Origin of the sequence: Bacillus sp. NTK071, assembly GCF_017303315.1 — a bacterium.
GTDB lineage: Bacteria > Bacillota > Bacilli > Bacillales > Guptibacillaceae > Guptibacillus.
This window is the reverse complement of the sequence record NZ_JAFKOI010000007.1, coordinates 141,117-167,746: the sequence shown is the minus strand read 5'-3', so window position 1 is coordinate 167,746 and position 26,630 is coordinate 141,117. Positions and strand designations below refer to the sequence as shown.

The window sequence follows — 26,630 nt, the reverse complement described above, 5'->3', positions numbered from 1 at the left end:
TACTAGTTTTTCTTTAGAAGTATGAGCTTGACTCCTTTCTAAATTTAGTAACCTTGGAAAGATTTACTTAACTATTCCTTATATCGGTATCGAAATTTAGATATTATAGGGTTCTTTTGTACTAAAAAGATGAAAAAAGTTGTAAATTGTAACCAGTACAATATTGTAAATTGGAATAAATGTTTATTGACAGCGTTACCATTTTTCTATACAATTAATGACAATTGAAAGGGAAAGGAATGGTTAAGAAGCGATGAAATACTAATCTTATTTTTCTAAGTCAACTTTCGAATAGCGAAATTGATTTACTGGAGAATAGGATTAGTCTGCCGTTTTTTACCATTTGCATTAGCTGGAGCATGCTTCTTTTGCATGCTTTCTTTAAAGCTATAGCTCTATGGAAATCGGAATGACATGCCTCTCCAGGTAAAATGGGGAGGTTTTTTATGCTCCCTGTGAAATGAACGATTCAAGAAATGGGGGACATGTATGAACGTACTATCGATAAAAGGATTACAGAAAAAATATGATGAGAGGGTTTTATTGGACCAAGTGAACATAGATATTCATCGAGGGGATCGAGTAGGAATTGTTGGTCCTAATGGAGCTGGCAAAACAACTATCGCTAAAATCTTAGTTGGAGATAGTAAGCCTGATAAAGGAAGCTATGTAGTGGAAGGTTCAATTGGGTATTTACGACAGTCTACCGATCACGAAGAGGACATGAATGAAGGCATAATCGTTCATCATTCTTTACTTCAAAAAAGGGAAAAGGAACTCGGTTTATCAAGCGATTTAGATGGGACTCACTTGAAACAGTTAAGTGGTGGGGAAAGGTTAAAAAAAGCACTCGCTCAAATCTGGGCATCGAATCCTGATATTCTCATTCTTGATGAACCGACGAATCACCTCGACTTAACAGGGGTGCAGTGGCTAATTCGTGAGCTTCAAAACTTTAAAGGAGCCGTTCTGGTTATCTCGCATGACCGGTATTTTCTTGACCAAACCGTTGAGCGAATTCTTGAAATCGAGAATGGGGCACTAAATGACTATAGTGGCAACTATACAGCTTATCGGCATGAAAAGAAGCGAAGGTACGAAGAACAGCTCCATCGTTTTCAAATTCAAGAAAAAGAAAAGAAGCGAATTGAGGAGCAGCTTGCTGGGTTAACGAACTGGTCGGATAAGGCACACAGGCAGTCGACATCGCAAGAGGGATATAAAGAGCACTACAGAATGAAAGCGAAAAAGATGGATGCTCAAGTTAAGTCCAAACGGAAGCGTCTTGAAAAAGAACTAAATAAAAATGGGGTAAATGAACCTCATAAAGAGACAGGAGTTCGCTTTCAGTTTGAATCAGATAATACACATGGCAAGAGAGTCTTTGAAGCGATCAATGTAAGTAAACGGTATGGTGAACGAACGTTGTTTAAAGGAAGCTCTTTCTATATTAAGCATGGCGAACGCATTGGCATGGTTGGTGAAAATGGATGTGGGAAAACAACGTTTCTACGCATGATACTTGGTGAGGAAGAAGTTAGCGAAGGAGAGATTTGGAAGAGTCCAATGCTTAGGATTGGCTATTTATCTCAGGATGTCCATGACCTCCCTTCAAATCAAACTGCTCTTCAGTCACTTGAAGTCGAAACGAGGAATGAGGATTTCAGAGCGAAGACGATTCTTGCTTCAATGGGAATGGAGCGAAGCCGTATACATGTACCTATTCAAGGGCTTAGTCTTGGTGAGAGAACAAAGGTGAAAATGACACGGATTCTCATGAATAAATATGATGTTCTCATTCTGGATGAGCCAACCAATCATCTTGATTTGCCTTCACGTGAGCAACTTGAAGATACCTTGCAACAATTCACAGGAACGCTTCTTGTTGTTTCGCACGATTACTACTTCATGGATAAGGTGTGTGATCGTCTACTAGTATTCAAAAATGAGAGTGTTAAAAGAATAGAAATAGGGTTATCAGAGTTTCGTGAAAAAGAAAAAAGCCCTTCTAGTTCTACCAAAATGATAGAAGAAAAGAAGATGCTACTTGATAACGAAATTTCCGCTTTAATTAGTGAGATTAGCTTGTTGATGGCGGGTGATCCTAGAATGGCTGAACTAGATAAACGGCTGAATGTGTTGTTTAAAGAGAAGAACGCACTTTAAACGTCTTCCACTGCAAAAAAACGCTCAATGGAATACAAATCTGCTTTCGGATGATTTCGGAGAAGGACAAATCCTTCACGCTGTGCTTCTTCGAAATTATCATATTCATCTTCAGAATGAAAAATAGCTCTACGCTTCTCATTATAGAGTGTAATGGAATAGTACTCTTTAATTTCCATTCTACTTCTCCCCTTTTCATTTGTTTTTACTAGTTTTATGCAAATCTCTCATTGTTTATACTAGTTAAATAGATAAAAGTAGATTTTTACGATTGGGTTATACTAGAAGCAGTGAAAAGAAGGAGGCAGATGTTTGTGGAGGTTGGAAAGATTAAAGAAATCACACGTCATCCCGTAAAGTCGATGACTGGGGAGAGAGTACAGCACACAAAGGTTATGCCTTATGGTTTGTACGGTGATCGAAGTCATGCCCTTCTAGATGAGAAGCAATCATTCTTAACAATTACTCAGTGTGCAGAGCTTGTTCAATATCAAGCTTCTTTTAGCGGTCCAGAATCACTAGACGCTTATCCAGAACCAGAAATCGTGGCACCGAATGGACGGTCGTATATGTGGCATGATGTAGAATGGCTTAACGAAATTGAACGAAAGTCCTTAAGGCAGCTATCTAGAAAATCATATCATCCAGAACATGTGCCAATTGGTCCGATTGAAGAAGAACACCTCTTGGTTGTGACAGATGCTTCTCTTCAGTCACTATCTCGTTCATGGGGAAAGGAAGTAGATGATCGCCGTTTCCGTCCGAATCTTGAAATTAATTTGTTCGAGAAAACACCTTTCGTAGAAAAAGAGTGGGTAGGGAAGTTCCTCCGTATTGGAGAGGAAGTGATCCTAGAAGTTGTTAAGCCATGTGAGCGATGTATGATTATTACAGTCGATCCAGAGGATGGAACAAAACAACCAGGTTTATTGAAAAAGCTTGTAAAGGAACAGAATAATTTATTTGGTATATATGCAAGAGTTAAACAAACTGGGGAAATTGCTACTGGTGATCGTGTAATTGTGGTTGACCAATAAGCTTACGCCGTTCTTTGCTCTTCTAGGTGCTGCTATGTTTCTAGGTGAGCCAGTAGGATTGAAGCAGGTAATAGGTTTTGTCCTTTTTGTAGCTGGTGTGATGCTTGGGACTGGAACAGTTGACTATTTAATGAAGCGTAGAGAAAGGCGATATGCTAGTCTTCAAAGCTATTCTCGCATGAAGGGATAATATTTCTAAATCGATTGTTAGAAATAAACGTTTATCGCTTCCCATTTTTCGGGTACGAGCATGAATGAAGCCCCGTCTTTGGATGGGATGCTTCGTTTCCACACAGGAGGGGTCCCATCCACGGGGTGGGGTCCCATTTTTTATGCTGCAAAAGTGAATAAGCCCTTATTTGAACAAGCATATGCTAAAAGAGCAATTGTGGTAAACTAATGTATAGTACATAACGCATCATAAGGATGATAAGGGGGAAGCTGATGAGTACATTTTATGTGGAAAAGTTTGATTTTAAAAATCCAGGCAAATTAGAAGAAGAGTTTAAATCGCTCTTACATCAGTCGATCGAATCTACTGATGAACTTGAAAAATGGATAATGAATCTTTCTGATCTAATGGATGGTGTAGCTGAAGGACTGAACGGCCACTATATTGACTTTCAATGTCATAGCAGTAGTGAACAAGCGAAGAAAATGATTGAGCACGATCAGGAACATATTGAACCTATGGTTAAACGATATGAAGGACTTTTTGATAAGAAATTTCAAGAGTCACCCTATCGACTACGCCTTGACCAGGAGTACTATAAGCAATTTCTACTTAGAAAAGAAAATGCGATTGAGCTTTTCAATGAGAAAAATATTGAATTAGAAGTAGAAGAAGATCGGATTGTAAACAGCTACTTCGAACATACGGGTTCACTTTCGTTTAAGTGGCAGGGAGAAGAAAAGACGCTCAGTGAGATGTTTCTATTGATGCAGGATGGTAACCGTGAGATCCGCAAAAGTGCCATGGAAGAAATCTTCACCACCCTTTTAACAAAGAAAGAAGATTTACAAACAATCATGGATCAGCTAATACAGCTTCGGCAGCAGAAGGCCGAGAATGTTAATCTCGATAACTATAGAGATTATATGTTTAAGAAATATGAGCGGTTTGATTACACGCCGGAGGATTGTAAGGCGCTTGCGGAGGCAGTCAGAAAGCATGTTGTTCCTCTCAAGGAAAAATTGCAGAAGAAACATCAGCAAGAGCTTGGTCTTTCAGATTATAAGCCATGGGACACGCGAGCAGTGCCTAAAGATAAGTTGCCGCTTCGACCTTTCAATCGTATAGAAGAACTGATCCAAGGAACGTCTGATATTTTCGATCAGCTTTCTCCTCGTTTCTCCTATCTTCTTAATGATATGAATGAGAAAGGCGCACTTGATCTTGAAAGCCGCAAAGGCAAAGCGCAGGGAGGGTTTTGTGAATACCTACCTATTTCAGAGCTATCTTTTATTTTCATGAATAGCACGAAGTCACAAGATGATTTTATTACTCTTCTTCATGAAATGGGTCATTGCATCCATAACGATTTCAAGCGAAATCAACAATTGTCTGCGTATCAAGAAACCCCAATGGAATCTGCTGAGCTTGCGAGTATGACAATGGAACTTCTTACGATGGATTACTGGAACCTGATGTACAGTGATGAAAAGGAATTGTTACGGGCTAAGAAAGATCAGCTTGAAGGATTAATTCTCTTTCTTCCAAATGGCATTGTTGTTGATCAATTCCAGCACTGGATGTATGAAAACCCAAATCACACAAGTGAAGAGCGAAGCCAGAAATATATGGAGCTTTCTCGCACATATGACTCATCTTTTGTGGATTGGAACGGACAGGAAGAGTGGATTCAAAATAACTGGCAACTCATTCTCCATATTTTCGAAGTGCCGTTCTATTACATTGAATATGTTATTGCACAGCTTGGAGCAATTCAAATGTATCGCCAGTACAGAGAAAATCCAGAGCAAACGCTACAAAACTATAACCGGGCTCTTTCAATGGGAAGTTCTGTATCGCTAGCTGAAGTGTATGAAGCAGCAGGTATTCATTTTGACTTCTCTGAGACAATGATTAAAGGTTTAATGGATTTCATCTCACTAGAACTAGATGCTTTACCTGAGTAATAAGAAAGAAAGCCCCTCTTAGAATTATAAGAGGGGCTTTCTTTATGCTACTCATCGATTGTCCATATCTTACAGCTCGGACACTGGATAATTTCAAATCGATCCTTCTTTAATTCATCCATCCAATCTTCCCATGAATTATGATCAGGCGTCACCTCGAGCGTTTTGACAGTTTTGAGCTCATCTCCATCGCTGTTGGTGCACGTGCATTCCACAATAGCGAGCTTCGTTTCGTTATAATCACTTTCCTTCGTTCGATCGACAGACCAGCTAACTAAACGCTGATCCATTGGTTTACGTTCTTTGTATTGAGAAGGATTAAGCATACTATATCACTCCTTTGTTAGTGGGTATTACTAGGAAAGGACGACATCCTTTACCTTGTTTCATTACATCCATTCATTCGTGCCCACATCTCACATCTGTTTAATCTCTGTTTCCTTCTCTAACGATGTTACCCGTTTTTAAACAAAAAAAATCCTTTTAACTCTATGGGTTCACTAGAAGTAATAGTATATACTGACAGCATACAACTCTATTAATCTAACAGGAGGGGAAAATGAAGGCGATTAGTGCGACACTACTATCTATGGTTATTCTACATAATGAAGAAGCTGATGAAATTCTCTTATTGAATCGGCCACCTGAAGCAGGGTTTCCAGGATACATTGGTCCTGGTGGGAAAATTGAGCTATCTGAAAGTTTTGCAGAAGGAGCGGCAAGGGAGCTACGTGAAGAAACTGGGTTAACGGTAAATCCATCTGATCTTACGTTTAAAGGGGTGGATGAATTTATCATTCGTGATGAAATGTACCGCTATATTGTGTTCAATTACGTTGCCACTTCTTTTTCCGGAGAGCTACTTTTAAATCCGCCAGAAGGAGAATTATCGTGGGTGAAGCGTCAGTCTGTACATGAACTTCCTATGCAAGAGTGGTTTAAGCGAAGACTTCCGAAGTTCTTTGAAAAGGGGACGTTTGAAGTATCTGTTGAATATGAGAGAGGAAACACGACTCCATTGAAAGAAACGATGAGGAAACTAGGATGAGGAGGAATACTTGTGATTCAGAGACAGGATGAAGCGCGAGATATGATTAGAAAGAAGGTTGTAGACTACAACGTACAGCAGCTTTCAGATCAGGTCAAAACACCACTTGAAACAGTTGCATTTGTCATTGAAGAAGATGGGGAGATGGTTGGAGGTGTGTCTTGCACTATGTTCTGGCAACATCTTCATCTTGATTTTCTCTGGGTAGCTGAAGGTAAAAGAGGCAACCAATATGGCATGAAACTTCTTAAGCGGATCGAAAATCTTGCAGAAGAGAAAGCTTGCAGACTTATTCTTCTTGATTCATTTAGTTTCCAGGCGCCAGGCTTCTACTTACGTCAGGGGTATGAAATATGTGGCAAGGTTGATAACCATCCAGAGGGGCATACCCAGTATTTCTTCCAAAAGAGGTTAACTTAAAGGAGTGTATAAGTGATGGAGAAGATACAACTGAGAGAAGTAAAAGAAGAAGACTGGCGATCTATTCATTCTTATGCTTCCATTGAGGAAGTTTGCAAGTATCAGCCATGGGGTCCTAACACAGAGGAGGAGTCGAAAGCGTATGTAAACGACATTATCGAAGATGCTCTCGTAAAGCCACGTACTCGCTATGCATATGCTATTGTTGAAGAAGGTTCGGTTATTGGAGTGTGCGAATTGAATATTCGAGACCGAACGAATGAACGTGGTGAGATTGCGTACATTCTTCATCCTGACCGCTGGGGGTACGGTTTTGCTTCAGAGGCAGCGAGAACACTTCTGAACTTCTCATTCGAAGAGCTTGGTTTACACAAGGTAAGTGCAACGTGTAACCCAGAAAATAATGCATCGAAAAGGGTACTTGCAAAACTAGGAATGAAAAAAGAAGGCGTATTACGCGACGATTTAAAGATGAGAGATGGATGGAGGGACTCGCTACTGTTCAGCATATTAGAAACGGAATGGACTAAACATTAACGAGATTTTCGCTTCTTCATAAAGAGTAGCAGGCAATAGCAAATAATAAAAAAACCAGCACCAATGCCTAATGGTAGTGTATACATTCTTGCTACTGAATGAATATGCTCCCAGTTACGACCGAGCTTAAAACCGATAGAGAGAAAAAGGATCGACCAGGGAATCATCGCGAGTGTAGTATAGAGGGTAAATCGCACGAGTGACATTTTGGCAATTCCTGCAGGGATCGATATAGCATGGCGAACGACGGGAATGAACCTGGCTGTAAAAATGATACTTACACCGTTTCGCTCGAACCATTCTTCAGCAAGAATAAGGGATTTTTGTGATATAAGGAGGTATTTTCCATATCGCTCCAAGAATGATCTTCCGCCATATCGGCCAAGCCAATATAAAAAAAGCTGTGCAATGGTCCCGCCGATTGTACCTGCTACGACAGCTCCAGCAAAATGAATCGTTCCTGTTGAAACCATATAGCCACCATAAGCGAGAACAAGCTCACTTGGGATGATTTCAATCATTAGAGCAAGAGAAATACCAGGGTACCCTAGACTTAGAAGCCAGTTCAGGCACTGCATAATAAATTGTTCCATATGTAACGACTCCTCTCAAGGACAAACATTTACGTGTTCTCATGTCTATTACAAAATGAGTTTCGTTAGACCTGAAAAAAAGAATGAGTGGTATACTCATAAAGTAACGCTTGTAATCGAAAAATATAGCACCCGGAATGTAAGTAATCCGGGTACTGTTCGTTCTCACTTGAGAATGACATTAGATTAGAGAGGTGAAAGGTAAGGATGTTAACATCCATGAAGAAATTTCTAGCGACACTGGATCAACCCCTTCAAGCAAAATCGGGGAAAGAAAAAGCATTAACGGTTCTATCTGTCATTGGATTCATTCTATTATTATATCTTGTAGCTTTTTCGCCATTTATGTTCAGGTTATTTATGACGTGCCTTGGTGTAAGTGTTTCGCTTTATGTGATTAAAAAAATCCAGGATTTTGATATATTACTAAAGGGTGAGAAGATCAAGACGGCTAGCACTTCAAAAGCTGTTAATGATCAGGTGTTGATCTCCCTCGCAAAGCCGATTGAAGAAGTAGAATCATCTGAAGAAGCTGAGAAGGAACGAGAACTTGAGCGAATCAATAGCGATAAAACGCTCCTCTTTGAAGAACTCCTTTCTAAAGCGGATCTTGATGAATTAGAGAAAGAAACATACCGAAACCGAATGCAACAAAAGGAAACGGAAAGTAATCGCATTAAGCAGGATATTCTGCAATTTAAAGATAGAATTCAAAAAGCTGTTAGTGATAAGAAGAGCTTATTCATTAAAGAGACTCCTGATATGAAGCTTGTAGCTGAATTAATTGGGATTGAGTCTGTTGAATCAAGTTCACTGATCCAATTAAACGAAGAGCTTCGAATGATTTATGATGATATTCCTGAAGCAAAGCGAGATACGCTTCTCGAATACCAAATGGTTAATGAAGATTTTGAATTAACTCGACTTGGCTATAAAGAGCTTATGAAAGAGGTAAGAAAGCTCGAGAAGAGAACGAAGCAAGTTGTAGAACAATAGTAGACCCATAAGCGTGTATGAAACTCATACACGTTTTTTCTATGCCAAATAGCTTCGTATTTGAGGCATTCAATTTGTGATAAACTAACTAAAAGATACTTTGATTAGAAATGGTGGCGAACAGGTGGAACTGAGACACATAAAACTTGAGGATGCTGAAGCATTTGTACAGCTGATAAAAGACGTTGAAAATGATGCACAATATATGCTATTTGAACAAGAAGAACGAAATTTGTCAGTAGAAGAACAGCGTGAGCGAATAAATAAAATGCAGCAGGATCAGCAATCCACAATAATTGTAGCGGAGGAATCAGGGGAGCTAATTGGCTACTTAATTGCGTATGGTGGTCAAGCTAAGCGGAACAGTCACTCTGCTTATTTAATTGTAGGAATAAAAAAGGATCAGCGTGGTAAGGGAGTAGGTACAAAATTATTTCAAACCCTTGAAGAATGGGCACTAAAGAACGGGAAACATCGTTTAGAATTAACTGTTGTAACGCGAAATGAAGCTGGACTAGCTTTATATAAAAAGGCTGGATTCGAAGTAGAAGGAGTAAAAAGGCATTCCCTTCTAATTGATAATGAATTTGTGGATGAATATTATATGTCGAAGCTTTATTAAATCGATAATCATATTTGCTACTTCCTTCAACCATACTATCGATAGAAGGAGGCGATAATGATGTTCGATTATACGAAACACATTCCGCTTGAAGGCATTCCTGGAGAATATAAAGTGAACAGCGATTTACCAGATTCTGATGACAGAGCTGAAATGAGTTTTCCGTTCGACTACAGCATGATGATTCCTCTTGATAACGTTATAAGAGAAGAGTAAAAAAAGCGCATATGCGCTTTTTTTGTTAGAAATTTAACGCTACTTTATGTGCTTTGTCGATTGCCTTGTTCTTAATTTCTTCTGCTTTATCTGGCATTTGAGCCATTCCCTCTGCGATTACGGATTCTACAGAAGGAATGCCTAGAAAACCGAGAACAGCATGCAGGTATCGATCACCGAACTCCATTTCTTTAGCAGGCCCTTCAGAATAAACGCCACCTCTTGCCTGGATATGAAGAGCTTTTTTATCTGTTAACAAGCCAACTGGGCCATCCTCTGTATACTTGAATGTTTTGCCTGCAATAGCAATCGTATCGATATACGCTTTAAGCTTAGGAGGAAAGCTGAAATTCCAGAAAGGTGTGACAAAGACATATTTATCTGCGTTAATGAATTGATCCGTCAGATCATTTATTCGACTAACTTTCATTTGTTCATCTGCTGATAAATGTTGAAATTCATTGCCGTTTTGCAGTTTGCCCCATCCGTTGAAAACATCTGTATCAATATAAGGGAGATCAATTTTATAAAGATCTAGCTTAAGTATACTATCTTCAGGATGTTCTTCCTGATACGCTTTCAGAAAAGCTTCACCTATCGTTAGGCTAAAAGATTCTTGCACCGGTTTAGGGTTTACCGTGATATATAATACTTTTGTCAACTTATTCATCTCCTTCTATGTCGCCACTTAGTATGGCTTGAGGAGATAAAACTATTCCAATAGAGAAAAGCCGCGATACAATAAAAGAAAAGGCTAGGAGGAATAATGTGAAGCGATGTGCATGGGTAAACGATGAAGAGATTTATAAAAATTATCATGATAATGAATGGGGAATTCCCGTTTATGATGATCAAAAACTCTTTGAAATGTTAATTCTAGAAGGGGCACAGGCAGGTCTGAGTTGGATCACGATTCTAAAGAGAAGAGAGAACTACCGTGAAGCCTTTGATGAATTTAACGTTGAGCAAGTCGCATCTTATGATGAAGATAAAATTCAGCAGTTGTTAAGTAATGAAGGTATTATTCGAAACAAACTTAAAGTGCGTGGAACAGTTAGAAATGCAAAAGCGTTTCTTGCTATTCAGAAGGAGTTTGGTAGTTTTTCGTCTTACATATGGTCATTTACGGAAGGTGGAACTATTGTAAATAATTGGAATTCGATTGACGAAGTTCCAGCCGAAACGGAACTCAGCCAGAAAATCAGCAAAGATATGAAGAAAAGAAATTTCACATTCGTAGGACCGATTATTATCTATAGCTTTATGCAAGCTGTTGGTATGGTAAATGATCATACAACCGATTGCTTTCGACATCCTAAATTTCAAGGGGAATCAATTAGTTATGCTGATTAAGAAAATGATTTGTGAGGTTAATGAAGATCAAACTTTAGCTTTTACGTTAGGTCAAGAGCGATGGGAAGAAATAAAGAACTTTGATGGATTTGTTGCACAGTATGGTGGTTGGTCACAAAGCCAGCGTAAGGCAATCATTATTGGGTTCTGGAGAAATCGTTCATCTTATAACGAGTTTATGAAGAAGGGCCACGATCTAATTTATAAAAAAACAGGACAAAGAGGTACTATCAAATCAATTGATGTTATGGTAGAAGAAAAAGAAGTAGAGAACATCAATGAGTTTACAAAAGAGTGGCTTCATACCCAAGCTATTACGATATGTGAAGAGTGGACGTTAACAGCTGATCAAACCGAGGGGAGAGTTCAATAGCATGAGTAAATGGTTATTCATTGGCGATAGTATAACAGACTCAGGCAGAAAACAGGATCCTGAAGGAATCGGTTCTGGGTATGTACGGATGATTAAGGATGAGGTAGAGAATGAAGTTCAAGTTGTAAATAAAGGCGTGAGTGGTAATCGTATAACGGATCTAGAGAAGCGGTGGCAGAAAGATGTTATCGCAGCCAATCCTGAAGTACTGTCTATTTCAATCGGAATAAATGATGTTTGGCGTCAGCTTGACCACCCTGAAATGAAGCAGGTGTATCCAGAGGATTTCAAAGAAATATATGAGCGACTGCTTAATAAGGCTAGAAATATCAATACAAAGCTAGTTTTAATGGAGCCTACAATTATAAATGAAGATATACACTCAAAGGGAAATCAGATGCTTGTTCCATATGTTGAGGTTGTTCGTCGTCTAGCATCGAACTATGATGCCGTACTTGTTCCTACACATACTGCCTTTCTTAAACAGGTAAAACAAAGCGAGGTAAACCTTACAACAGATGGCGTACATATGACAGAAGCAGGTAACCGGTTAATGGCAAGTATCTGGTTAAAAGCGTGCACTCCTCATTTATTGCGCTAACATTCAACAAGATGTTAGAAGATCAATCACCTTTATCTTTTTACAATAAAGATAGAGGTGATTTTTGTGTACCGAATATTTTATACTAATTCAACTGTTCGCTATTATTTACTCGGTGGTGGCATTTCTAAACTTGGGGATGTTCTATCGGGAATGGCATTTCTGTTTCTAGCATATGAGCTAACAGACTCGAAAATTGTAACAACGGGGATGGCGATAGCGCAGACGGTTCCATACCTCCTGTTTGGTTTATTAGGTGGCGTTGTTGCTGATTGGGTTCAGAAAAAAAGACTTCTTATTCTACTTGATTTGATTAGAGTACCACTTGTCTTTTCAATTGTTATTGTCTATTATGCGAACCAGTTGGGGTATGTGCACTTGTTGATTGTTAGTTTCCTCATTCAAACAATTGGGTGCTTTTTTAATCCTACCCATCGAGCGGTGTTACCACTAATAACAGATGAAGAAAACCGGACGGTAGTCAATAGTTTGAATGATACGTTTCAGAGAGGCGTGACGGTCGTTAGTCCGCTCATTTCAGTTTGGCTATTAACAACATATGGAGCCATTCATTTTTTTACTGTAGATGCTTTAACTTACATGATTAGTACTTTATGTTTCTTGAAAGTAGATGTGACAGACAGCATATATACTGGAAAACGGTCTATTAAAGAAGCTGGACTTTCAATCGTATCGTTTAGTAGGTGGGCGAATCAAAACGTAACGATACGAAATCTCTTCCTCTTTACATTCTTTATCGTTTTCCTCAATACATGGGTGTGGGAAGTGGGATTGTTACTTGCTTTATCTGAGATGACGACAAAAAGTGAAGAAATGTATAGTCTCATTCAAGGGGTTTTTGGTGCAGTTGTTATTGGAACAAACCTAGTCATTCCTCTCGTTATGAAAAGAATGAGCCTGGTTATTTATATGATTGGGTCGTTCATTTGGGGAGCAGGAGTTTTGTATTATGGATTGTGGTACGAACTGGAACACTTTTTCATAGGCGCTGTATTTATCGGCATTGGCATTCCTATAGCTGGACTAGCAAGAGTTTATCTCTTGCAGACGCTTGTTCCGAGTGATCAGCTTGGGAGAGGGTTTAGCACGAATGCGGTTCTACTTTATCTAGCAAACACCCTTTCACTTGCACTCTTTGGCTTTCTCTCGTCGTTTATTACCATTCAAACGCTCATGATTGTGAGCGGGATTAGTATGTCTACGGTGAGTGCAGGTTACTTAGTGATGACGAATACGAACTTGCGAAGGCGTCTTACCGTACAGTTTTTTAAATAAGTGGTTATATGAAGAAAGGTTTTTAAATCCAGATGAAAGAGCAATTGAGAGAATTGAATCATTGGTGTGAACAAGTTTCTCCTGACTTTTGATCATCCGGTACAATTGAAGAAAGGAGTATGGTGATACTCCGAAAGATTCTTTAAATGCATGAGCAAACTGATATTTTGATAGTCCAGTGAGAGCGGCGAGTTCATCAAGGGTCCAATCCTCTTGAAAGCTTTCCTTTATGGCATTAACAGCGAAGCTTAAAGGTGCTGATGTAGAAGCAATGGACAGCTCACATTGGTGTGAGCCAGGAGCGTGTTTCATCAGCAGTAAGACGAGTTGAGTCATGCTATGCTCAAGAAAAAATGAGCGCTCATTTGCATCGGTATGTACAATAAATTCTCTTACGAAAGATGCCCATCGGATGAGTTGCGGATGACGGAAACTGATTGATGCGAAATCAGGAAGCGTGTTTGAGATTCCAAGATCTACACAAACATTCTTCACGAGTGTTTCATTCAATTCTATTAGGAATTTCTCATCTGTCACATGAAGCTGACGATGAGGATCACCTGGATTCATCATAAGAAACTTGTCTTGTTCAATTAAAATATCACCTCGAGCTGTCTCATAAAGACCTTTTCCTGTATGAGAAAAAATAAATTTATAACATTGGTCGCTTCGCCAGCTTCGTTCATGTAGTCTATCATTTCGCATGAGTAATAGTCCGTGTTTGTATGGTGTAATCATAGGTGTAACTCCTTATCTTAAGAGCTTAATCAAATACGGTTGGCATTGATGGATTATCATGGAGCCTGAAAAGCATGGTGATTTGTGATTCGGTTATTCGTCCATCAGATAATGGTGGAAGATTGTCTAAAGAGAAGAAGTCACAATCACTAGTTTCGATACTATCTGTCGCGTTCCCACCTACTAGTTCACAACCGATGATCATTTTATAAATATGATAAGGGGATGGTGGATGAGGATGGTGTTTATGATCTAGAACAGCCAGTAAACGCTTTGCTTCTACAAGATAACCCGATTCCTCCTCTACTTCTTTAACAGCGACTTCTGCAGGTGAGAAGCCAACATCCCCCCATCCTCCTGGAATCGACCATTTTCCATCAGCTTTTTCTTTAACGAGGAGGATTTTTCCATCCTTAATTACAGCAGCGCGAATATCCACTTTAGGTGTTTGATACCCTGTTTCATTCGTAAAGAGTTCTTGGATTGTTTTCATGTCATATTCAGTATAAGTTTCTAGTATTTCTGCACTGAGCTGTCTAAGTTCTATGTATCGTTCATAATCGTAATCATCACGTGTATAGGTTAATCCTGCCTGGGCGATCGATTGGATTTGCTTTGCCCAGGCAAGCCACTTTTCTTCCATCATGAAGCATCCTTTCCAGTTCGTTATCTATCAACTATTATTTATTATTCTAGAAAAGGATGAGAAAACCTGCTTTTGCTTCTATTCAAATCTAGGTTCTGGATATCGTCCAAACCAGTCGTAACGATTTTTGGAAAACCAAATGTAGAATGGTGATCCAAGCTTATCGATAAAAGGTAAATAGAGCAGTAAGGATAGCGGAATAGTGAGTGGAAGAGCCATTAGAAGTCTTCTTACAGAATAAAAACCAGCGTGAAGATTTCCTGATTCGGTAAGCATATGAATCTCATCGTACATCCGTTTATGTCGGAATTGCATGTAAGGATAATTGTCCGGATTCTTCTCAACTTCTTGAACGGAAATCCAATCAATTTTATTGAACCAGTCTAGTTTCCGTAACGATTTTTTTACGTGAAAACAAAAAGGGCACTCAGCGTCATAGAATACAAGGTGTTTCATAGTGTTAGCCTCCAATTCCTAATTATCATCTTTTTACTCTATTTCACTTTTTACCTTGTTATTAAACTAGGTGGTAATAGTTGACAGAAAATTTCAATATTATTATAGTCAAGTTATACCATAAAAGAAAACGATTACAGGAGTGATGGTGATGAAAAGGCTGGATGGTAGAACCGCATACATAACGGGTGGTAGTAGGGGAATTGGTGCAAGTATTGCAGAGCGATTTGCTAGTGAAGGGGCAAGCGTTTATTTAGCTGATGTGAATGAAGAAGCACTTGAAAATACTAAGAAACAATTCGAAGAAAAAGGTTATTCTGTTATGACGGGTGTTGTCGATGTTACGAACCGAGCACAGGTTGAGGTTAGTATGAAAGAAGCTGCGAATGCTTTTGGTTCAATCGATATTCTCATTAATAATGCAGGTGTCATTCGTGATAATCTACTGTTTAAGATGACAGATGAGGATTGGATGACGGTTATGCAAGTCCACCTAACTGGCAGTTTCTATGCTTCAAGAGCAGCACAGAGCTACATGGTAGAGCAAGGATACGGAAGAATTATTAGTCTTTCCTCGACGTCAGCACTCGGTAATCGTGGCCAAACGAATTATGCAGCGGCAAAGGCAGGTATTCAAGGTTTAACCAAAACGCTATCTCTCGAGCTAGGTAAATACGGAATTACCGCCAATGCTATTGCACCAGGATTTATTGAGTCGGATATGACGAAAGCAACAGCAGATCGACTAGGCGTCGAATTCGACCAATTTATTGATTACAATAAAAAACAGATTCCGGTTGGTAGAACTGGAAAGCCTGAAGACATTGCAAACGCTGCGCTCTTTTTTGCAGATGAGCAGTCATCTTTTGTGAGCGGACAAGTACTATACGTAGCAGGCGGTCCAAGAACATAATAAGCAATTCAAGCAGCCATTTGGCTGCTTGTTTATTTTGGCATACACGTTTCGTTGTACTTTTCTTAGGGTACTTTTTCTTTATGGAAAAGGACGCGAAGGAGGAGTCATGATGTTTGAAAGAAATGCTGGCGAAATATTGCTTGATACACTATCTAATTGGGGTGTAGACCATATTTATGGTTTGCCTGGTGATTCAATTAATCACTTTGTCGAGAATTTACGAAATGCACAGGACCGTATGAAGTTTATTCAGGTTCGTCATGAGGAAGTTGGTGCTCTTGCAGCAGCATCGTATGCTAAGATAACTGGCAAAATCGGTGTGTGTCTATCAATTGCAGGACCAGGTGCAGTTCATTTATTAAACGGTCTTTATGATGCAAAAGCTGATGGTGTACCAGTTCTCGTTATTGCGGGGCAGATTGCTAGTGACCAGCTCGGGACAGATCAGTTCCAGGAGGTTAACCTCGAGCGAATGTTCGACGATGTTTCTGTATTTAACCGTAGGGTTGAAACGGCGGATTCCTTGCCGGATCTAACTCATCAAGCGATTCGAACTGCTGTAGAGAAGAAGGGTGTGGCAATTCTAACTATTCCAGATGATCTTGCTGCTGAGAAAGTGAAACAAAAGGTTCAGAATACGTCACTCATTCGTTCGAAAGCAGTCGTTCATCCCCATGACTCCAATTTAAATGAAGCAGTAGCTCTTCTAAATGAAGCGAAACGCCCAGTTATTCTTGCAGGTAAGGGGTCTAAACATGCTAGGGATGAACTGCTTACATTTGCTGAAAAGGCAGGAGCTCCGGTTATTTTAAGTCTACCAGGGAAAGGTGCTATTCCGGATGTGCATCCATATAACCTGGGACAGCTTGGACAGATTGGAACGAAACCCGCTTATGAAGCGATGGAAGAAACCGATTTACTTATCATGGTAGGTACATCGTTCCCTTATCGAGATTATTTACCTGACAAAGCAAAAGCCATTCAAATTGATATCGAACCAACGCAGATTGGAAAGCGTTATCCGGTAACAGTTGGTTTGATTGGAGATGCGAAGTGGACGCTTTCTTATTTAACTAATCATACAAGCTATCAAGAAGATCGAGAATTTATTGAAAAGTGTCAGGAGAATATGAAGAATTGGTGGGCTCATCTTGAGAAAATCGAGTCAGAGGAGTCAACGCCAATAAAACCACAGCAAATTATGCCACAGCTCCAAAAAGTAGTGGACGATAATGCAGTGCTTTCAGTTGATGTTGGTAACGTCACTGTTTGGGCAGCAAGGCATTTTCGAGTAACAAATCAGAAATTCATTATCTCCTCATGGATGGCCACAATGGGTTGCGGACTACCTGGTGCTATCGCTGGTAAAATCGCTCACCCTGATCGACAGGCTGTTGCGATCTGTGGAGATGGCGGATTTACAATGGTTATGCAGGATTTCTTAACAGCAGTAAAGTATAAGCTTCCAATGATGGTTGTTATCCTAAACAATGAGCGTCTCGGCATGATTAAATACGAGCAGCAGGAAATTGGAAATATCGATTTTGAAACAGAATTAAAAGACTTTAATTTTGCTGCGTTTGCTGAAACGGCCGGCGGTGAAGGTTACCGTGTTGAGAAATACGAAGAGCTATTGCCAGCTTTTGAGAGGGCAGCTAAATCTACAAAGCCTGCGATTGTTGATATCGTAATTGAAGAACAGCCGCCACTTCCTGGTAAAATCACGTATGAACAGGCTGCAAGCTATTCGAAGTATATGCTAAAAAAAGCTTTTGAGGAGCAGGAAATCGACATGCCGCCATTGAAGAAGGCTTTGAAGCGAATTTTCTAATAAGAAAAGGATGGCCCGCTTATAGCGGGCTTTTTTGTAGTTAAAATTGGCTGTTTCGTAATCTGTTGAGAGGTGGAGACGTCAAGGTGAGACTTGTATTTTGTTACGGTACTTTAAGATATGGGGAGATTAATCATTCAGTAATTAAGGGCGCAATCCTAAGAGAAAGAACTTGTTGGACTAAAGGAACGCTCTATGATACTAGAAACGGCTATCCAGCCTTAATAGAGTCTGGTGATGAAACGGTACTTGGAGAAATATATGAAGTAAACGATCAGCTTCTTGAGCGAATAGATACCCTCGAAGGATTTCAAGAAGGACGTGATCATAATTTATATGACCGGATTGTACGAACGATTGAAAGCAACACCGGAAGCTACGAAGCGATTACGTATGTGATGCGAGAGCCTGAAGACCATTTTATTGAAATTAAGGGTGGGGATTGGATCATATATCGAAACAAATTATCTTAATTATTTGAAATTTAATGAAGTTGATTATGAGTTGAGTTAGAGTTTTAGATATATAGTTTTAAAAAAACGAGTGCTAAACTTAGGTAGAATTTAACACTCGTCTTTAGAGAAGGCTCTTTTTATTAAAGATTGTTGTATTTGAAAGAGATTATGAATAAAGAAATTCACACATCAAAGTTGATTGGAGCGGAAATCAACCACTCCTCTTATAGCAACAATGTCTACGAAAACAGCCTTAAAGAACTCAGCAAATCATTTAATTAGATGGTTGTAGCTCTCTTTTCTCAATCTTTGCTTCACGGTTATTTCGTATAAACATATAAAATGATGCAGAGAAAATGATCACATATCCGAGAATGCTCCAAATATCTGGTATTTGTCCGAATAAGACGATGCTAATCAACGCTGAATACACAACGGTTGAATAGAAAAAGATTGAGATTTCGCGTGCTGGCGCAAATTTATAGGCAATCGTCAATCCGAATTGACCGAGGGTTGCGAATACACCTGCTAAGAGTAAGTAAATGAGCTGTCTCATTTCCATTGGCTCATAGAACATTATGACAAACGGTAAGAGAACAACAGTTGAGAAGAAAGAGAAATAGAAAACAACTGTATAGAATTTCTCGCGCTGTCCGAGTACTCTTAGAACTGTATAAGCACCAGCTGCAAAAATAGCGGATAGTAGTCCTGAAATATACGGAATCGTTTCTACTGAAAATTGCGGTTTAATAATTAATAATGTGCCTATAAATGCAATGATGATGGCGATTATTTGGAAGCGTTTGGCTTTTTCTTTTAAGAAAAGAGCAGAGAAAATAATCAATAAGAACGGACTGAGCTTGTTTAGCATATCGGCATCTGAGAGAACAAGATGGTCAATAGCGTAGAAATAGAAGATAATTCCTAGCGTACCAAGCGCAGACCGTAGGAGTAAGAACTTTTGATTTTCCTTTTTCCCAAATAGCCGTTCTTTGTAATACATAACAAAACCGAACGAAATAATCGCTGATACGGCATTTCGAAACATCGTTTTTTGAATGGTAGGCACATCACCCGAAAGTTTTACGAACGCTGCCATCATCGCAAAGCCGAAGGATGATATTAGCAGAAGTATAATTCCTTTATTACGATCACTCATCATATTCCTCCTGTAAATAGTCACGAATCACTTCTATCACTTTACTGTAAAGCTATCATACATTTCAACTCCGCCGCTTAAAGTCCTAATCGTCACAACATTGATGAATCAAGAAAAGCATGACGTTGTAGAAAAAATATGAAAAAAAGAAGGTGCTCGCATGATTCAAATGTTACATCATCAAAACGCAGATACAGCTAAATTGATTTTAGATGTTCAACTTCCTGCTTATCGTAAAGAAGCAGAGATCATTAAATTTGATGGCATTCCGCAGTTGAGCGATACGGTTGATTCAATTCAAATGAGTGAAGAAACATTTATTGGGTGTTATAGGGAGGGCGAAGTAGCGGGAGTTCTTTCCTTTAAGCATACGAAAGATAGCGTTAGAATCTGCAGACTAGTAGTACATCCAGATTATTTTCGGATGGGAGTTGCAAAAGAGATAATGGAATATTTACTTGTGACAAGTGATAAAGAATTCGTAGTGAGTACAGGTGCTGATAACGTTCCTGCAGTGAAATTCTATGAGACATTCGGATTTGAAGAGGTGGAGCGATCTGAACCAGTAGAAGGTGTTTTTCTTACACACTTGAAGAAAAAAACGAAGAGTGGTTAGTGACTTGCTTCAATTGGGTAATGTATGTATTAGACGCATAGGAAAAGGAGAAGTTCTTGCATGTTTGTGTGGCGAAATATATACAGAGGGTTATTAATGGGTGTTAGCGATTTAATTCCAGGCGTAAGCGGAGGAACGATTGCAATGGTCCTCGGAATTTACAGAAGATTAATAAGTGGAATTAATGGATTGATGAGCAAGAATTGGAAGAAAGAATTAGGATTTTTCATACCACTTCTAATAGGTGTAGGTCTTGCTTTACTTCTCGTCAGTCAGCTAATGGAGAAGCTCCTTCAACATTATCCGCAGCCAACCTTCTTTTTCTTTATCGGTTTAATTATTGGTGTAGTACCCTTTTTACTAAGAAAGGTAGAATACAAAAAGACGTTTGAACCTTTGCATTATGGATTGTTAATTCTAGCAGCGGTGCTAATTGCTTCAACTCTCTTTCTAAAGGGAGATGGTTCTGGAGAAGTAATGAAATCGTTAAGCTTTACGGACTATATTGTTCTTTTCTTTTCAGGATGGCTTGCAAGTACAGCAATGATTCTGCCGGGGGTAAGTGGCTCATTTGTGCTGTTGCTTCTAGGGTCTTACAAAACTGTTATTCATGGTCTCTCGTCTTTCCAAATTCCTCTTCTCCTCACAGTAGGAGCGGGAATCATTATTGGACTAAGTTTAACAGGTAAGCTGATCTCACTGTTATTGAAAAAGTATACGGTTGCTACCTATTCCGTTATGATCGGATTAGTCATCGGGTCAGTTGTCGTACTGTATCCGGGCTTTAAGTCTGATATCATGCTTGGAATAGCAAGTGTAGTAACGCTACTTCTAGGACTCGGAGCAGCCTTTATTCTAGGTAAAATCGAGCATAAGCAGGAAAATACAGATTAAAGGAAAAACCCACAGAAATGTTCTGTGGGTTATTTTAATTGGAATTTTGTTTCTGTTTCGTTCGTGGAAAGACCAGGTGTTTCATCATGAAAAAGCTTGAAGCAGAAGATATTAGCATGGCGAGCCCCTTTGAAATGTTACGTTCAATGTACCTAGGGAATGTAATCCATTCAAAGATAAGAAGGGCACCATAGAAAACAAGGTTGCTAATGCCAAGTGCGATGATAGCCTGAGCGAGGAACAATAGAACCTGTTTTCGGTCATGGATTGCTTTGGAAGGGAACGTTAACTTCGCATTCCAAAAGTAACTGTTCGTAATCGCAAGCGTATATGCAATTGTATTGTAGACAATAAGCTGGATTCGATCATCTGTTGGAAATAACAGCATGAGTAGATTCAGTACTCCGATGTCGACTAGTGCATTCATGACCCCGATAGCGCTGAAACTCATTACTTGTTTTGATCCCCTACCAATTTGCCATTGCTTCATATACTCAACCTTCTATCTATTGGATCGCCTGCTGTTCTTCATTTTGCTTCAGCTCAATGGCTGATTCGTAGAAATCTAGAAGCTGCTGTGCAGGACCTCTCCAACCATAGTCCCTTGAATGAACATAAGCTTCTTTCGACATTTTCTCTAACAGTCCATTCTCTTCCAACCTGTGAACCACCTCAGTTAGATTTCCATTAGGACCAGATCGATAGAGGAGTCCTGTCGATCCATCATCGACTTGCTCGTTCGTTGGTCCTGACTCAGCAGCAATAACCGGAAGTCCGCTGGCCATAGCTTCTAGAATGACAAGGCCTAATGTCTCAGTAGTTGATGGGAAAATAAAAGCATCAGAAGACGCATAGGCTCGCGCTAATTCCTCCCCATGGAGAAAACCAGTAAATGTCACATTATTGAGATGGGCAAAATTCTTCTCAAGTTCTTCTCGATAAGGACCATCTCCAACAATTGCGAGATGTGTATCTGACTTTTGCTCAAGCATGGGAATCAGTGAATCGATTTCTTTCTCAAATGCGAGTCTGCCTACAAAAAGAAGCAGTGTTTTATCGGAATTCCCATCCGTAAGACGTTGTCGCATGTCTTCATCGTGAAGTTCAGGATTAAATCGCTCTGTATCAACTCCTCGTTTCCAAAGGTGCATGTTATAGAAGTTGTGTTCGTTCAATTCTTCTAGAATAGCCTGAGATGTACACAAATTAATATCTGCTTTATTATGCATCCTTCTAAAATGCCACCAAAGTAAAGGCTCTGACCAAGAAGCGTTGTAATAGTTAGCGTATTTTGGCGCGTGTGTGTGATAAGAAGCAACCAATGGTACGCCGAGTCTTTTACCATATTTAATTCCCGAGTACCCCATAAAGGCAGGGTTAACTACATGAACAAGATCCGGATCAAAGTCTTCAAGGTACGTTTTGATTAAGCGTGTCGGCATCCCAAATTTACGATGTTTATATAAAAAGAAAGTACGAGGTTGTACGCCATCAAACCGAATATTCCGATAGCTGCGCACTCCTAAATCTGGTGCAATTACCTGAATTTCGTGCCCTTGATCAAGTAAGTAGTCGATTGAGGCTCGAAGACGAGTAACGACACCGTCAGTTGAAGGTAGGAATGTTTCTGTTACGATGGATATTTTCATACGAACACCTCTGTTAGTTATAGCGTCAATTTATTTCCAGGTAACGTTTGGAAGGACATTTTCTTTAAGAACACGGTCTTTATACTTCAAAGCTGTATCAAGCGTTCTAGAGATATGATCGTCTGTTAATAGAGAAGGCTCTAGACCAAGATCGATTAAACTTGTGTTAACCGCTTTGTAGTAATGTTCTTCCTTCTCAATACGTGGGTTCTCTATATGATCTATTCCAATGTTAAGGCCTTTTGCTTTTGCTACTCGTTGAACTTTTTGGGCAAGTTCAAGCACGGAGAATTCTTCTGTAAACTGGTTAAACACTCTAAATTCGCCTTTGTCAGCAGGATTTTCAGCTGCAATTTCAACACATCGAATGGTATCTTTAATGTTTAGGAATGCACGAGTTTGTTTACCAGATCCATAGACTGTAATGTCGTGGCCAATCGCAGCCTGAATAATAAAGCGATTAAGGGCTGTCCCAAAAACACCGTCATAATCGAGACGATTAATGAGACCTTCATCATATTCATCTTCTTCAGTATGAAGTCCATATACAATTCCCTGATTTAGATCAGTTGCACGAATGCCCCATATTTTACAAGCGAATTGAATGTTATGACTATCATGTACTTTTGATAAATGATAGAACGACCCCGGTTGTTTAGGGAAAGGAAGGACATCTTCGCGTCCATTATGTTCTATTTTTATGTAACCTTCTTCAATATCTATGTTAGGCTGACCATATTCACCCATTGTTCCCAATTTAATCAAATGGCAGTCAGGTTTCACTTCTTTGATTGCATATAGAACATTAAGATTACCTACAACATTGTTGGTTTGAGTGAATACCGCGTGTTCACGGTCAATCATGGAATATGGAGCTGAGCGTTGTTCGGCAAAGTGAACAAATGCCTCAGGCTGTACCTGCTTGAAAATCTCTTTTAAGAAATCGTAATGCATCAAATCACAGTCATAGATCGCAATCTTTTTTCCGGTTTTCTCTTCCCATAATCTCACTCGTTCTTCGAGGGGCAAAATGGGCGTTAAGGAATTGGAGCGTAATTCATCATCCCATTTACGGCGAATCATATTATCAATGATCGTTACGTCATGACCCTGTTTTGATAAATAAAGTGCGGTTGGCCACCCGCAGAAACCATCTCCGCCTGCAACAATAATTTTCATAGATCTTACCTCCATCAAATGGTCGATTTAAATGTGGAATGCTTGCATTATCAAGTATTTACGATAGCATTCATCAAGGGTTCATTCAACTTATGACATTTAATTTACTAAATCTTTAAATGAATCAGTGAATGACTGTTTCATTCCCATAATGGAATTTGTCTACACTTTTAAGTTTGCCTGAAACAGGCAATAAAAACAATTTATTAATTTGGAAAATTGAAAATTATTTTCTATTTAATATGTTAGACTGTATTTGATGAACTAAAAAGAATACCGATTGGTGAAAGTTTCTATAGTTTTGGAACGTACTCTTCATAACTTCCCTTCCAATTAAAGGTGATGATTACGAATAACTGATGAAGAAAGTTAGTTGCATTAAATGGAGGAATAGGAGTGATTAATCATATGTAAATCGACTACCCTTTTGCAAACGAATGAATAAATAAAAAAGGGGTAGTGATGATGAGGTTACGTTCGTTTCGTTTCCTGTGGATTGGTCAAGCGTGTGCCAATATAGGGGACGTTCTTTATATTGTTGCGTTAATTGCTATACTTTATCAGTCAACAGGATCCGCGCTTTATTTATCACTTTTGCCTTTCACGATAACCTTAGCCCGGTTTATCAGTGGAATGTGTGCACCTGTCATGTTGAGTCAGTTCGCCTTAAAAAGAATGTTGGTCTGGTCTCAAGGATTAAAAACATTCATTTTAGTTATCCTTGGTGCTTCTTTTTTACTTTATCAACCAGGATTAGAAGTCATATTTATGCTCGCATTTATTATTGCTTTTCTTGACGGGTGGGCAGCGCCTGCCCGAAATGCCATGCTACCTATGATTGTGCAAGAGTCAGAGCTGACACAAGCCAATAGCTTTGTAGCAGTAGTTGATCAAACGATTCAATTTGGAGGTTGGGCTGTTGGAGGTATCATTGTTGCTTTCATGTCAGGCTCATCGGTTATCTGGCTTACGTTTGGTCTGTATTGTATCTCAACAATCTTCATGGCACTGATTGAAAATGAGGGGAGTCAGCGTAAAAAGAAGTCTAGAATCCCGATTTCAAGCGGTTGGCAAACAATCTGGAAACATCCCATTTTACGAACGGTTCACGTTATGATTTTTCTGGAATCTATCGCAAATGTCGTCTGGATCGCTGCGATACTATATATCTTTGTGAATGACGTTCTTCAAAAATCAGAAGCTTGGTGGGGTTATTTAAATGCAAGTTTCTTTATTGGATTAATTGCTGGCGGACTTATTGTGTCAAGGAATACCCAATTGTTTGAGAAACACATGAAGGCAATCCTACTTACCGCTTCATTGGTTGTAGGTGCAGTAACGTTGTTATTCGGGTCCAATGAGATAGCCATTCTTGCTGTTGTGCTAACTGTGGTATCAGGTATAGTGGAGCAAGTGAAGTCCATTGCAATCGTGACGTTTATCCAGAAGTCCTGTCCAAAGAGTTCTCTTCCGGAAGTATTTAGTGCTCAAAGTGCATTGAGTGCAATAACATTCGGATGTGGGGCGTTATTGTTTGGTTTCCTTGCAGAAGCTGTTAGTATTCAGTTTGTATTTGTAGTGTCAGCGATTCTATTACTTGGTTCAGCTCTATATATGTGGAAACACTATCATCATTTTCAATTATCATGCTAATGTCCAACAGCCCCGGCTATGCTGGGGCTGTTGAAATTGTATATTTATCGGTCTCTGTCTTTATTTCCTGTTACATCAACTGCTGCCATATTGTTTCCTAGATAGCTTGTAGGGGCAGAATCGTTTTTTTGTTGCTTAGAATAGAAGGCATCATTCACTTTTTCATCACTATTCTCATGTTCATCTCCTTTGTAGAATTGATTATTTATTTTAAGGTTTGCCTGTGTGGTTCTTTCATTGCTTTTATAGTCCAAATTTTCTCCTCCTTGAAGTATTGGTATGTGTATAGCATGTGCTCAACGCTATCATTTATAATTAAGATTTTCTAAGCTTGAAATGATTAATGGTAATCACTACACAATACTAAATCTCTTAAGGATGATTAGAGTAAGACGGAATCGGGAAAGCATTCTTTATAAGATCATCAAAAGGAGTTGGATTGAGATGAGTAAAACATTGCAAGCTTATTTTACAACAGAGAACGATGCAGAAAGCGCAAAAACTGATTTACAGACTTACTCTGTAAGTCAATTGTCAGTTGAACATATTCCGGAAGATCAAAAGCTTAACTTGGATATTCCATATCCTGGTCAGGGACCTGGAACACCTGCTGGAGCAAACAACGACCTGTTTTTCTCTAATGAAACGCCAACAGGTAAGCAGGAAGAAAACGCCGATCCTGCTGAACGAGCAGATAAAGAATTTCGCTATCTTCTAGCTTTTAAAACAGATCAAAGTGATGATACTGATCTACGAGAAGTTGTCTCGAAGCATAACGGAGCAATGGAGAAATAAACAGAAAGTAGAACTACGCAAACAGTGTTTGCGTAGTTTTTTTAGTGAAGTGGGGGTCAGGCTCGAGCCTGACCCCCACTTCACTACCTTACTACCATAAAAAAGTATGAAAGCACCTGTAGTAGGGGAGGATGAAACTGATCTAGCATTGGGGGAAAGACAGAACGAACATAGTTCGCTATACTGAGTAAGGAAACGCATCAGAAGTGGCATTATACATAAAGGTTTGGTTCAATAGGAATGACA

The 26,630-nt window shown here is 39.3% G+C and carries 33 protein-coding genes; 21 read left to right on the top strand and 12 right to left on the bottom strand.

Going from position 1 to position 26,630, the window contains the following annotated elements; all coding sequences use genetic code 11:
- Positions 1–489: 489 nt before the first annotated feature.
- Positions 490–2,166 carry a ribosomal protection-like ABC-F family protein gene (abc-f, locus tag JI666_RS13170; protein ID WP_206892472.1) on the top strand — a complete coding sequence of 559 codons (1,677 nt, stop codon included), beginning with the start codon at positions 490–492 and terminating at the stop codon, positions 2,164–2,166.
- On the opposite strand, the gene JI666_RS13165 is transcribed toward abc-f, so the two are convergent.
- Positions 2,163–2,345, bottom strand: coding sequence for a hypothetical protein (locus JI666_RS13165; protein WP_206892468.1), 183 nt, complete (start codon positions 2,343–2,345; stop codon positions 2,163–2,165). The two genes, abc-f and JI666_RS13165, sit on opposite strands and share 4 nt — an antisense overlap.
- Before the next feature lie 135 nt (positions 2,346–2,480).
- On the opposite strand from JI666_RS13165, the gene JI666_RS13160 reads away from it, so the two are divergent.
- The 3 genes from JI666_RS13160 (at position 2,481) to JI666_RS13150 (ending at position 5,342) form a co-directional block, all read left to right on the top strand.
- A complete protein-coding gene (locus JI666_RS13160; RefSeq protein WP_206892466.1) occupies positions 2,481–3,203 on the top strand; it encodes an MOSC domain-containing protein in 723 nt (240 codons plus the stop codon).
- Positions 3,187–3,393 (top strand): DMT family transporter, encoded by a 207-nt coding sequence (locus tag JI666_RS13155; protein WP_206892463.1) that lies wholly within the window; start codon positions 3,187–3,189, stop codon positions 3,391–3,393. The genes JI666_RS13160 and JI666_RS13155 overlap by 17 nt, the downstream gene beginning before the upstream one ends.
- Before the next feature lie 254 nt (positions 3,394–3,647).
- Positions 3,648–5,342, top strand: coding sequence for a M3 family oligoendopeptidase (locus JI666_RS13150; protein ID WP_206892460.1), 1,695 nt, complete (start codon positions 3,648–3,650; stop codon positions 5,340–5,342).
- 47 nt (positions 5,343–5,389) lie between these two features.
- Here the strand turns inward: JI666_RS13150 and JI666_RS13145 are convergent, their stop codons facing one another.
- Positions 5,390–5,668 carry a hypothetical protein gene (locus JI666_RS13145; RefSeq protein WP_136946399.1) on the bottom strand — a complete coding sequence of 93 codons (279 nt, stop codon included), beginning with the start codon at positions 5,666–5,668 and terminating at the stop codon, positions 5,390–5,392.
- A 233-nt stretch (positions 5,669–5,901) separates the two neighbouring features.
- Between JI666_RS13145 and JI666_RS13140 the strand changes: the two genes are divergently transcribed.
- From JI666_RS13140 to JI666_RS13130, 3 genes are read left to right on the top strand one after another with little or no spacing between them, the layout of a single operon-like run.
- Positions 5,902–6,390, top strand: coding sequence for an NUDIX domain-containing protein (locus JI666_RS13140; protein ID WP_286170807.1), 489 nt, complete (start codon positions 5,902–5,904; stop codon positions 6,388–6,390).
- 42 nt (positions 6,391–6,432) lie between these two features.
- Positions 6,433–6,810: a GNAT family N-acetyltransferase gene (locus tag JI666_RS13135; protein WP_206892630.1), complete on the top strand. Its 378-nt coding sequence runs from the start codon at positions 6,433–6,435 to the stop codon at positions 6,808–6,810.
- 15 nt (positions 6,811–6,825) lie between these two features.
- Positions 6,826–7,347 (top strand): GNAT family N-acetyltransferase, encoded by a 522-nt coding sequence (locus JI666_RS13130; protein ID WP_206892457.1) that lies wholly within the window; start codon positions 6,826–6,828, stop codon positions 7,345–7,347.
- Here the strand turns inward: JI666_RS13130 and uptA are convergent.
- A complete protein-coding gene (gene uptA / locus JI666_RS13125) occupies positions 7,344–7,940 on the bottom strand; it encodes an undecaprenyl phosphate transporter UptA (protein WP_206892455.1) in 597 nt (198 codons plus the stop codon). The genes JI666_RS13130 and uptA overlap by 4 nt on opposite strands.
- Before the next feature lie 219 nt (positions 7,941–8,159).
- On the opposite strand from uptA, the gene JI666_RS13120 reads away from it, so the two are divergent.
- The 3 genes from JI666_RS13120 to JI666_RS13110 all read left to right on the top strand — a co-directional run bounded on the left by JI666_RS13120 (position 8,160) and on the right by JI666_RS13110 (position 9,774).
- Complete coding sequence (locus JI666_RS13120) at positions 8,160–8,936, top strand: hypothetical protein (protein WP_206892452.1); 777 nt, start codon at positions 8,160–8,162, stop codon at positions 8,934–8,936.
- Positions 8,937–9,060: 124 nt separating this feature from the next.
- Positions 9,061–9,558, top strand: coding sequence for a GNAT family N-acetyltransferase (locus JI666_RS13115; RefSeq protein ID WP_206892446.1), 498 nt, complete (start codon positions 9,061–9,063; stop codon positions 9,556–9,558).
- 57 nt (positions 9,559–9,615) lie between these two features.
- Positions 9,616–9,774: a hypothetical protein gene (locus JI666_RS13110; RefSeq protein ID WP_206892445.1), complete on the top strand. Its 159-nt coding sequence runs from the start codon at positions 9,616–9,618 to the stop codon at positions 9,772–9,774.
- A 25-nt stretch (positions 9,775–9,799) separates the two neighbouring features.
- Here JI666_RS13110 and JI666_RS13105 read toward each other — a convergent pair whose 3' ends face one another.
- Positions 9,800–10,435 (bottom strand): FMN-dependent NADH-azoreductase, encoded by a 636-nt coding sequence (locus JI666_RS13105; protein ID WP_206892442.1) that lies wholly within the window; start codon positions 10,433–10,435, stop codon positions 9,800–9,802.
- Positions 10,436–10,542: 107 nt separating this feature from the next.
- Here JI666_RS13105 and JI666_RS13100 point away from each other — a divergent pair, with 107 nt between their 5' ends.
- The 4 genes from JI666_RS13100 to JI666_RS13085 all read left to right on the top strand — a co-directional run bounded on the left by JI666_RS13100 (position 10,543) and on the right by JI666_RS13085 (position 13,397).
- Positions 10,543–11,127: a DNA-3-methyladenine glycosylase I gene (locus tag JI666_RS13100; protein ID WP_206892440.1), complete on the top strand. Its 585-nt coding sequence runs from the start codon at positions 10,543–10,545 to the stop codon at positions 11,125–11,127.
- Positions 11,117–11,500, top strand: coding sequence for a DUF4937 domain-containing protein (locus tag JI666_RS13095; protein WP_206892439.1), 384 nt, complete (start codon positions 11,117–11,119; stop codon positions 11,498–11,500). Before JI666_RS13100 ends, JI666_RS13095 begins: the two co-directional genes overlap by 11 nt.
- Position 11,501: 1 nt before the next feature.
- The gene (locus JI666_RS13090; protein ID WP_206892438.1) at positions 11,502–12,101 is read left to right on the top strand and encodes an SGNH/GDSL hydrolase family protein; all 600 of its coding nucleotides are present in this window, start codon (positions 11,502–11,504) and stop codon (positions 12,099–12,101) included.
- A 66-nt stretch (positions 12,102–12,167) separates the two neighbouring features.
- Complete coding sequence (locus JI666_RS13085; protein WP_349769333.1) at positions 12,168–13,397, top strand: MFS transporter; 1,230 nt, start codon at positions 12,168–12,170, stop codon at positions 13,395–13,397.
- Here the strand turns inward: JI666_RS13085 and JI666_RS21735 are convergent.
- From JI666_RS21735 to JI666_RS13070, 3 genes are all read right to left on the bottom strand, one after another.
- The gene (locus tag JI666_RS21735; RefSeq protein ID WP_286170806.1) at positions 13,341–14,135 is read right to left on the bottom strand and encodes a helix-turn-helix transcriptional regulator; all 795 of its coding nucleotides are present in this window, start codon (positions 14,133–14,135) and stop codon (positions 13,341–13,343) included. The genes JI666_RS13085 and JI666_RS21735 overlap by 57 nt on opposite strands.
- A 25-nt stretch (positions 14,136–14,160) precedes the next feature.
- Positions 14,161–14,778: an NUDIX hydrolase gene (locus JI666_RS13075; RefSeq protein ID WP_206892621.1), complete on the bottom strand. Its 618-nt coding sequence runs from the start codon at positions 14,776–14,778 to the stop codon at positions 14,161–14,163.
- An 81-nt stretch (positions 14,779–14,859) separates the two neighbouring features.
- Complete coding sequence (locus JI666_RS13070; RefSeq protein ID WP_206892437.1) at positions 14,860–15,237, bottom strand: thiol-disulfide oxidoreductase DCC family protein; 378 nt, start codon at positions 15,235–15,237, stop codon at positions 14,860–14,862.
- Positions 15,238–15,382: 145 nt separating this feature from the next.
- On the opposite strand from JI666_RS13070, the gene JI666_RS13065 reads away from it, so the two are divergent.
- From JI666_RS13065 to JI666_RS13055, 3 genes are all read left to right on the top strand, one after another.
- Positions 15,383–16,150 carry an SDR family oxidoreductase gene (locus JI666_RS13065; RefSeq protein WP_211201503.1) on the top strand — a complete coding sequence of 256 codons (768 nt, stop codon included), beginning with the start codon at positions 15,383–15,385 and terminating at the stop codon, positions 16,148–16,150.
- 112 nt (positions 16,151–16,262) lie between these two features.
- Positions 16,263–17,984, top strand: a complete 1,722-nt coding sequence (locus JI666_RS13060) for a pyruvate oxidase (RefSeq protein ID WP_206892613.1) — start codon at positions 16,263–16,265, stop codon at positions 17,982–17,984.
- An 86-nt stretch (positions 17,985–18,070) separates the two neighbouring features.
- On the top strand, positions 18,071–18,457 hold the full coding sequence (locus JI666_RS13055; RefSeq protein WP_206892436.1) for a gamma-glutamylcyclotransferase family protein: 387 nt from the start codon (positions 18,071–18,073) through the stop codon (positions 18,455–18,457).
- Positions 18,458–18,713: 256 nt separating this feature from the next.
- Here the strand turns inward: JI666_RS13055 and JI666_RS13050 are convergent, their stop codons facing one another.
- On the bottom strand, positions 18,714–19,598 hold the full coding sequence (locus tag JI666_RS13050) for a DMT family transporter (RefSeq protein WP_206892434.1): 885 nt from the start codon (positions 19,596–19,598) through the stop codon (positions 18,714–18,716).
- A gap of 160 nt (positions 19,599–19,758) precedes the next feature.
- Here JI666_RS13050 and JI666_RS13045 point away from each other — a divergent pair, with 160 nt between their 5' ends.
- The gene (locus JI666_RS13045; RefSeq protein WP_206892432.1) at positions 19,759–20,214 is read left to right on the top strand and encodes a GNAT family N-acetyltransferase; all 456 of its coding nucleotides are present in this window, start codon (positions 19,759–19,761) and stop codon (positions 20,212–20,214) included.
- Between the two features lie 60 nt (positions 20,215–20,274).
- On the top strand, positions 20,275–21,108 hold the full coding sequence (locus tag JI666_RS13040) for a DUF368 domain-containing protein (RefSeq protein WP_206892429.1): 834 nt from the start codon (positions 20,275–20,277) through the stop codon (positions 21,106–21,108).
- 34 nt (positions 21,109–21,142) lie between these two features.
- Here the strand turns inward: JI666_RS13040 and JI666_RS13035 are convergent, their stop codons facing one another.
- The 3 genes from JI666_RS13035 to JI666_RS13025 are packed head-to-tail and all read right to left on the bottom strand — an operon-like array spanning position 21,143 to position 23,936.
- On the bottom strand, positions 21,143–21,598 hold the full coding sequence (locus tag JI666_RS13035) for a GtrA family protein (protein ID WP_206892425.1): 456 nt from the start codon (positions 21,596–21,598) through the stop codon (positions 21,143–21,145).
- 16 nt (positions 21,599–21,614) lie between these two features.
- Positions 21,615–22,757 (bottom strand): glycosyltransferase family 4 protein, encoded by a 1,143-nt coding sequence (locus tag JI666_RS13030; protein ID WP_206892422.1) that lies wholly within the window; start codon positions 22,755–22,757, stop codon positions 21,615–21,617.
- A 30-nt stretch (positions 22,758–22,787) separates the two neighbouring features.
- Positions 22,788–23,936: an NAD-dependent epimerase/dehydratase family protein gene (locus JI666_RS13025; protein ID WP_206892421.1), complete on the bottom strand. Its 1,149-nt coding sequence runs from the start codon at positions 23,934–23,936 to the stop codon at positions 22,788–22,790.
- A 462-nt stretch (positions 23,937–24,398) separates the two neighbouring features.
- On the opposite strand from JI666_RS13025, the gene JI666_RS13020 reads away from it, so the two are divergent.
- A complete protein-coding gene (locus JI666_RS13020; protein WP_286170803.1) occupies positions 24,399–25,589 on the top strand; it encodes an MFS transporter in 1,191 nt (396 codons plus the stop codon).
- Between the two features lie 44 nt (positions 25,590–25,633).
- On the opposite strand, the gene JI666_RS13015 is transcribed toward JI666_RS13020, so the two are convergent.
- Positions 25,634–25,843 carry a hypothetical protein gene (locus JI666_RS13015; RefSeq protein WP_206892418.1) on the bottom strand — a complete coding sequence of 70 codons (210 nt, stop codon included), beginning with the start codon at positions 25,841–25,843 and terminating at the stop codon, positions 25,634–25,636.
- Between the two features lie 190 nt (positions 25,844–26,033).
- Here JI666_RS13015 and JI666_RS13010 point away from each other — a divergent pair, with 190 nt between their 5' ends.
- A complete protein-coding gene (locus tag JI666_RS13010; RefSeq protein WP_206892416.1) occupies positions 26,034–26,384 on the top strand; it encodes a hypothetical protein in 351 nt (116 codons plus the stop codon).
- Positions 26,385–26,630: the final 246 nt, after the last annotated feature.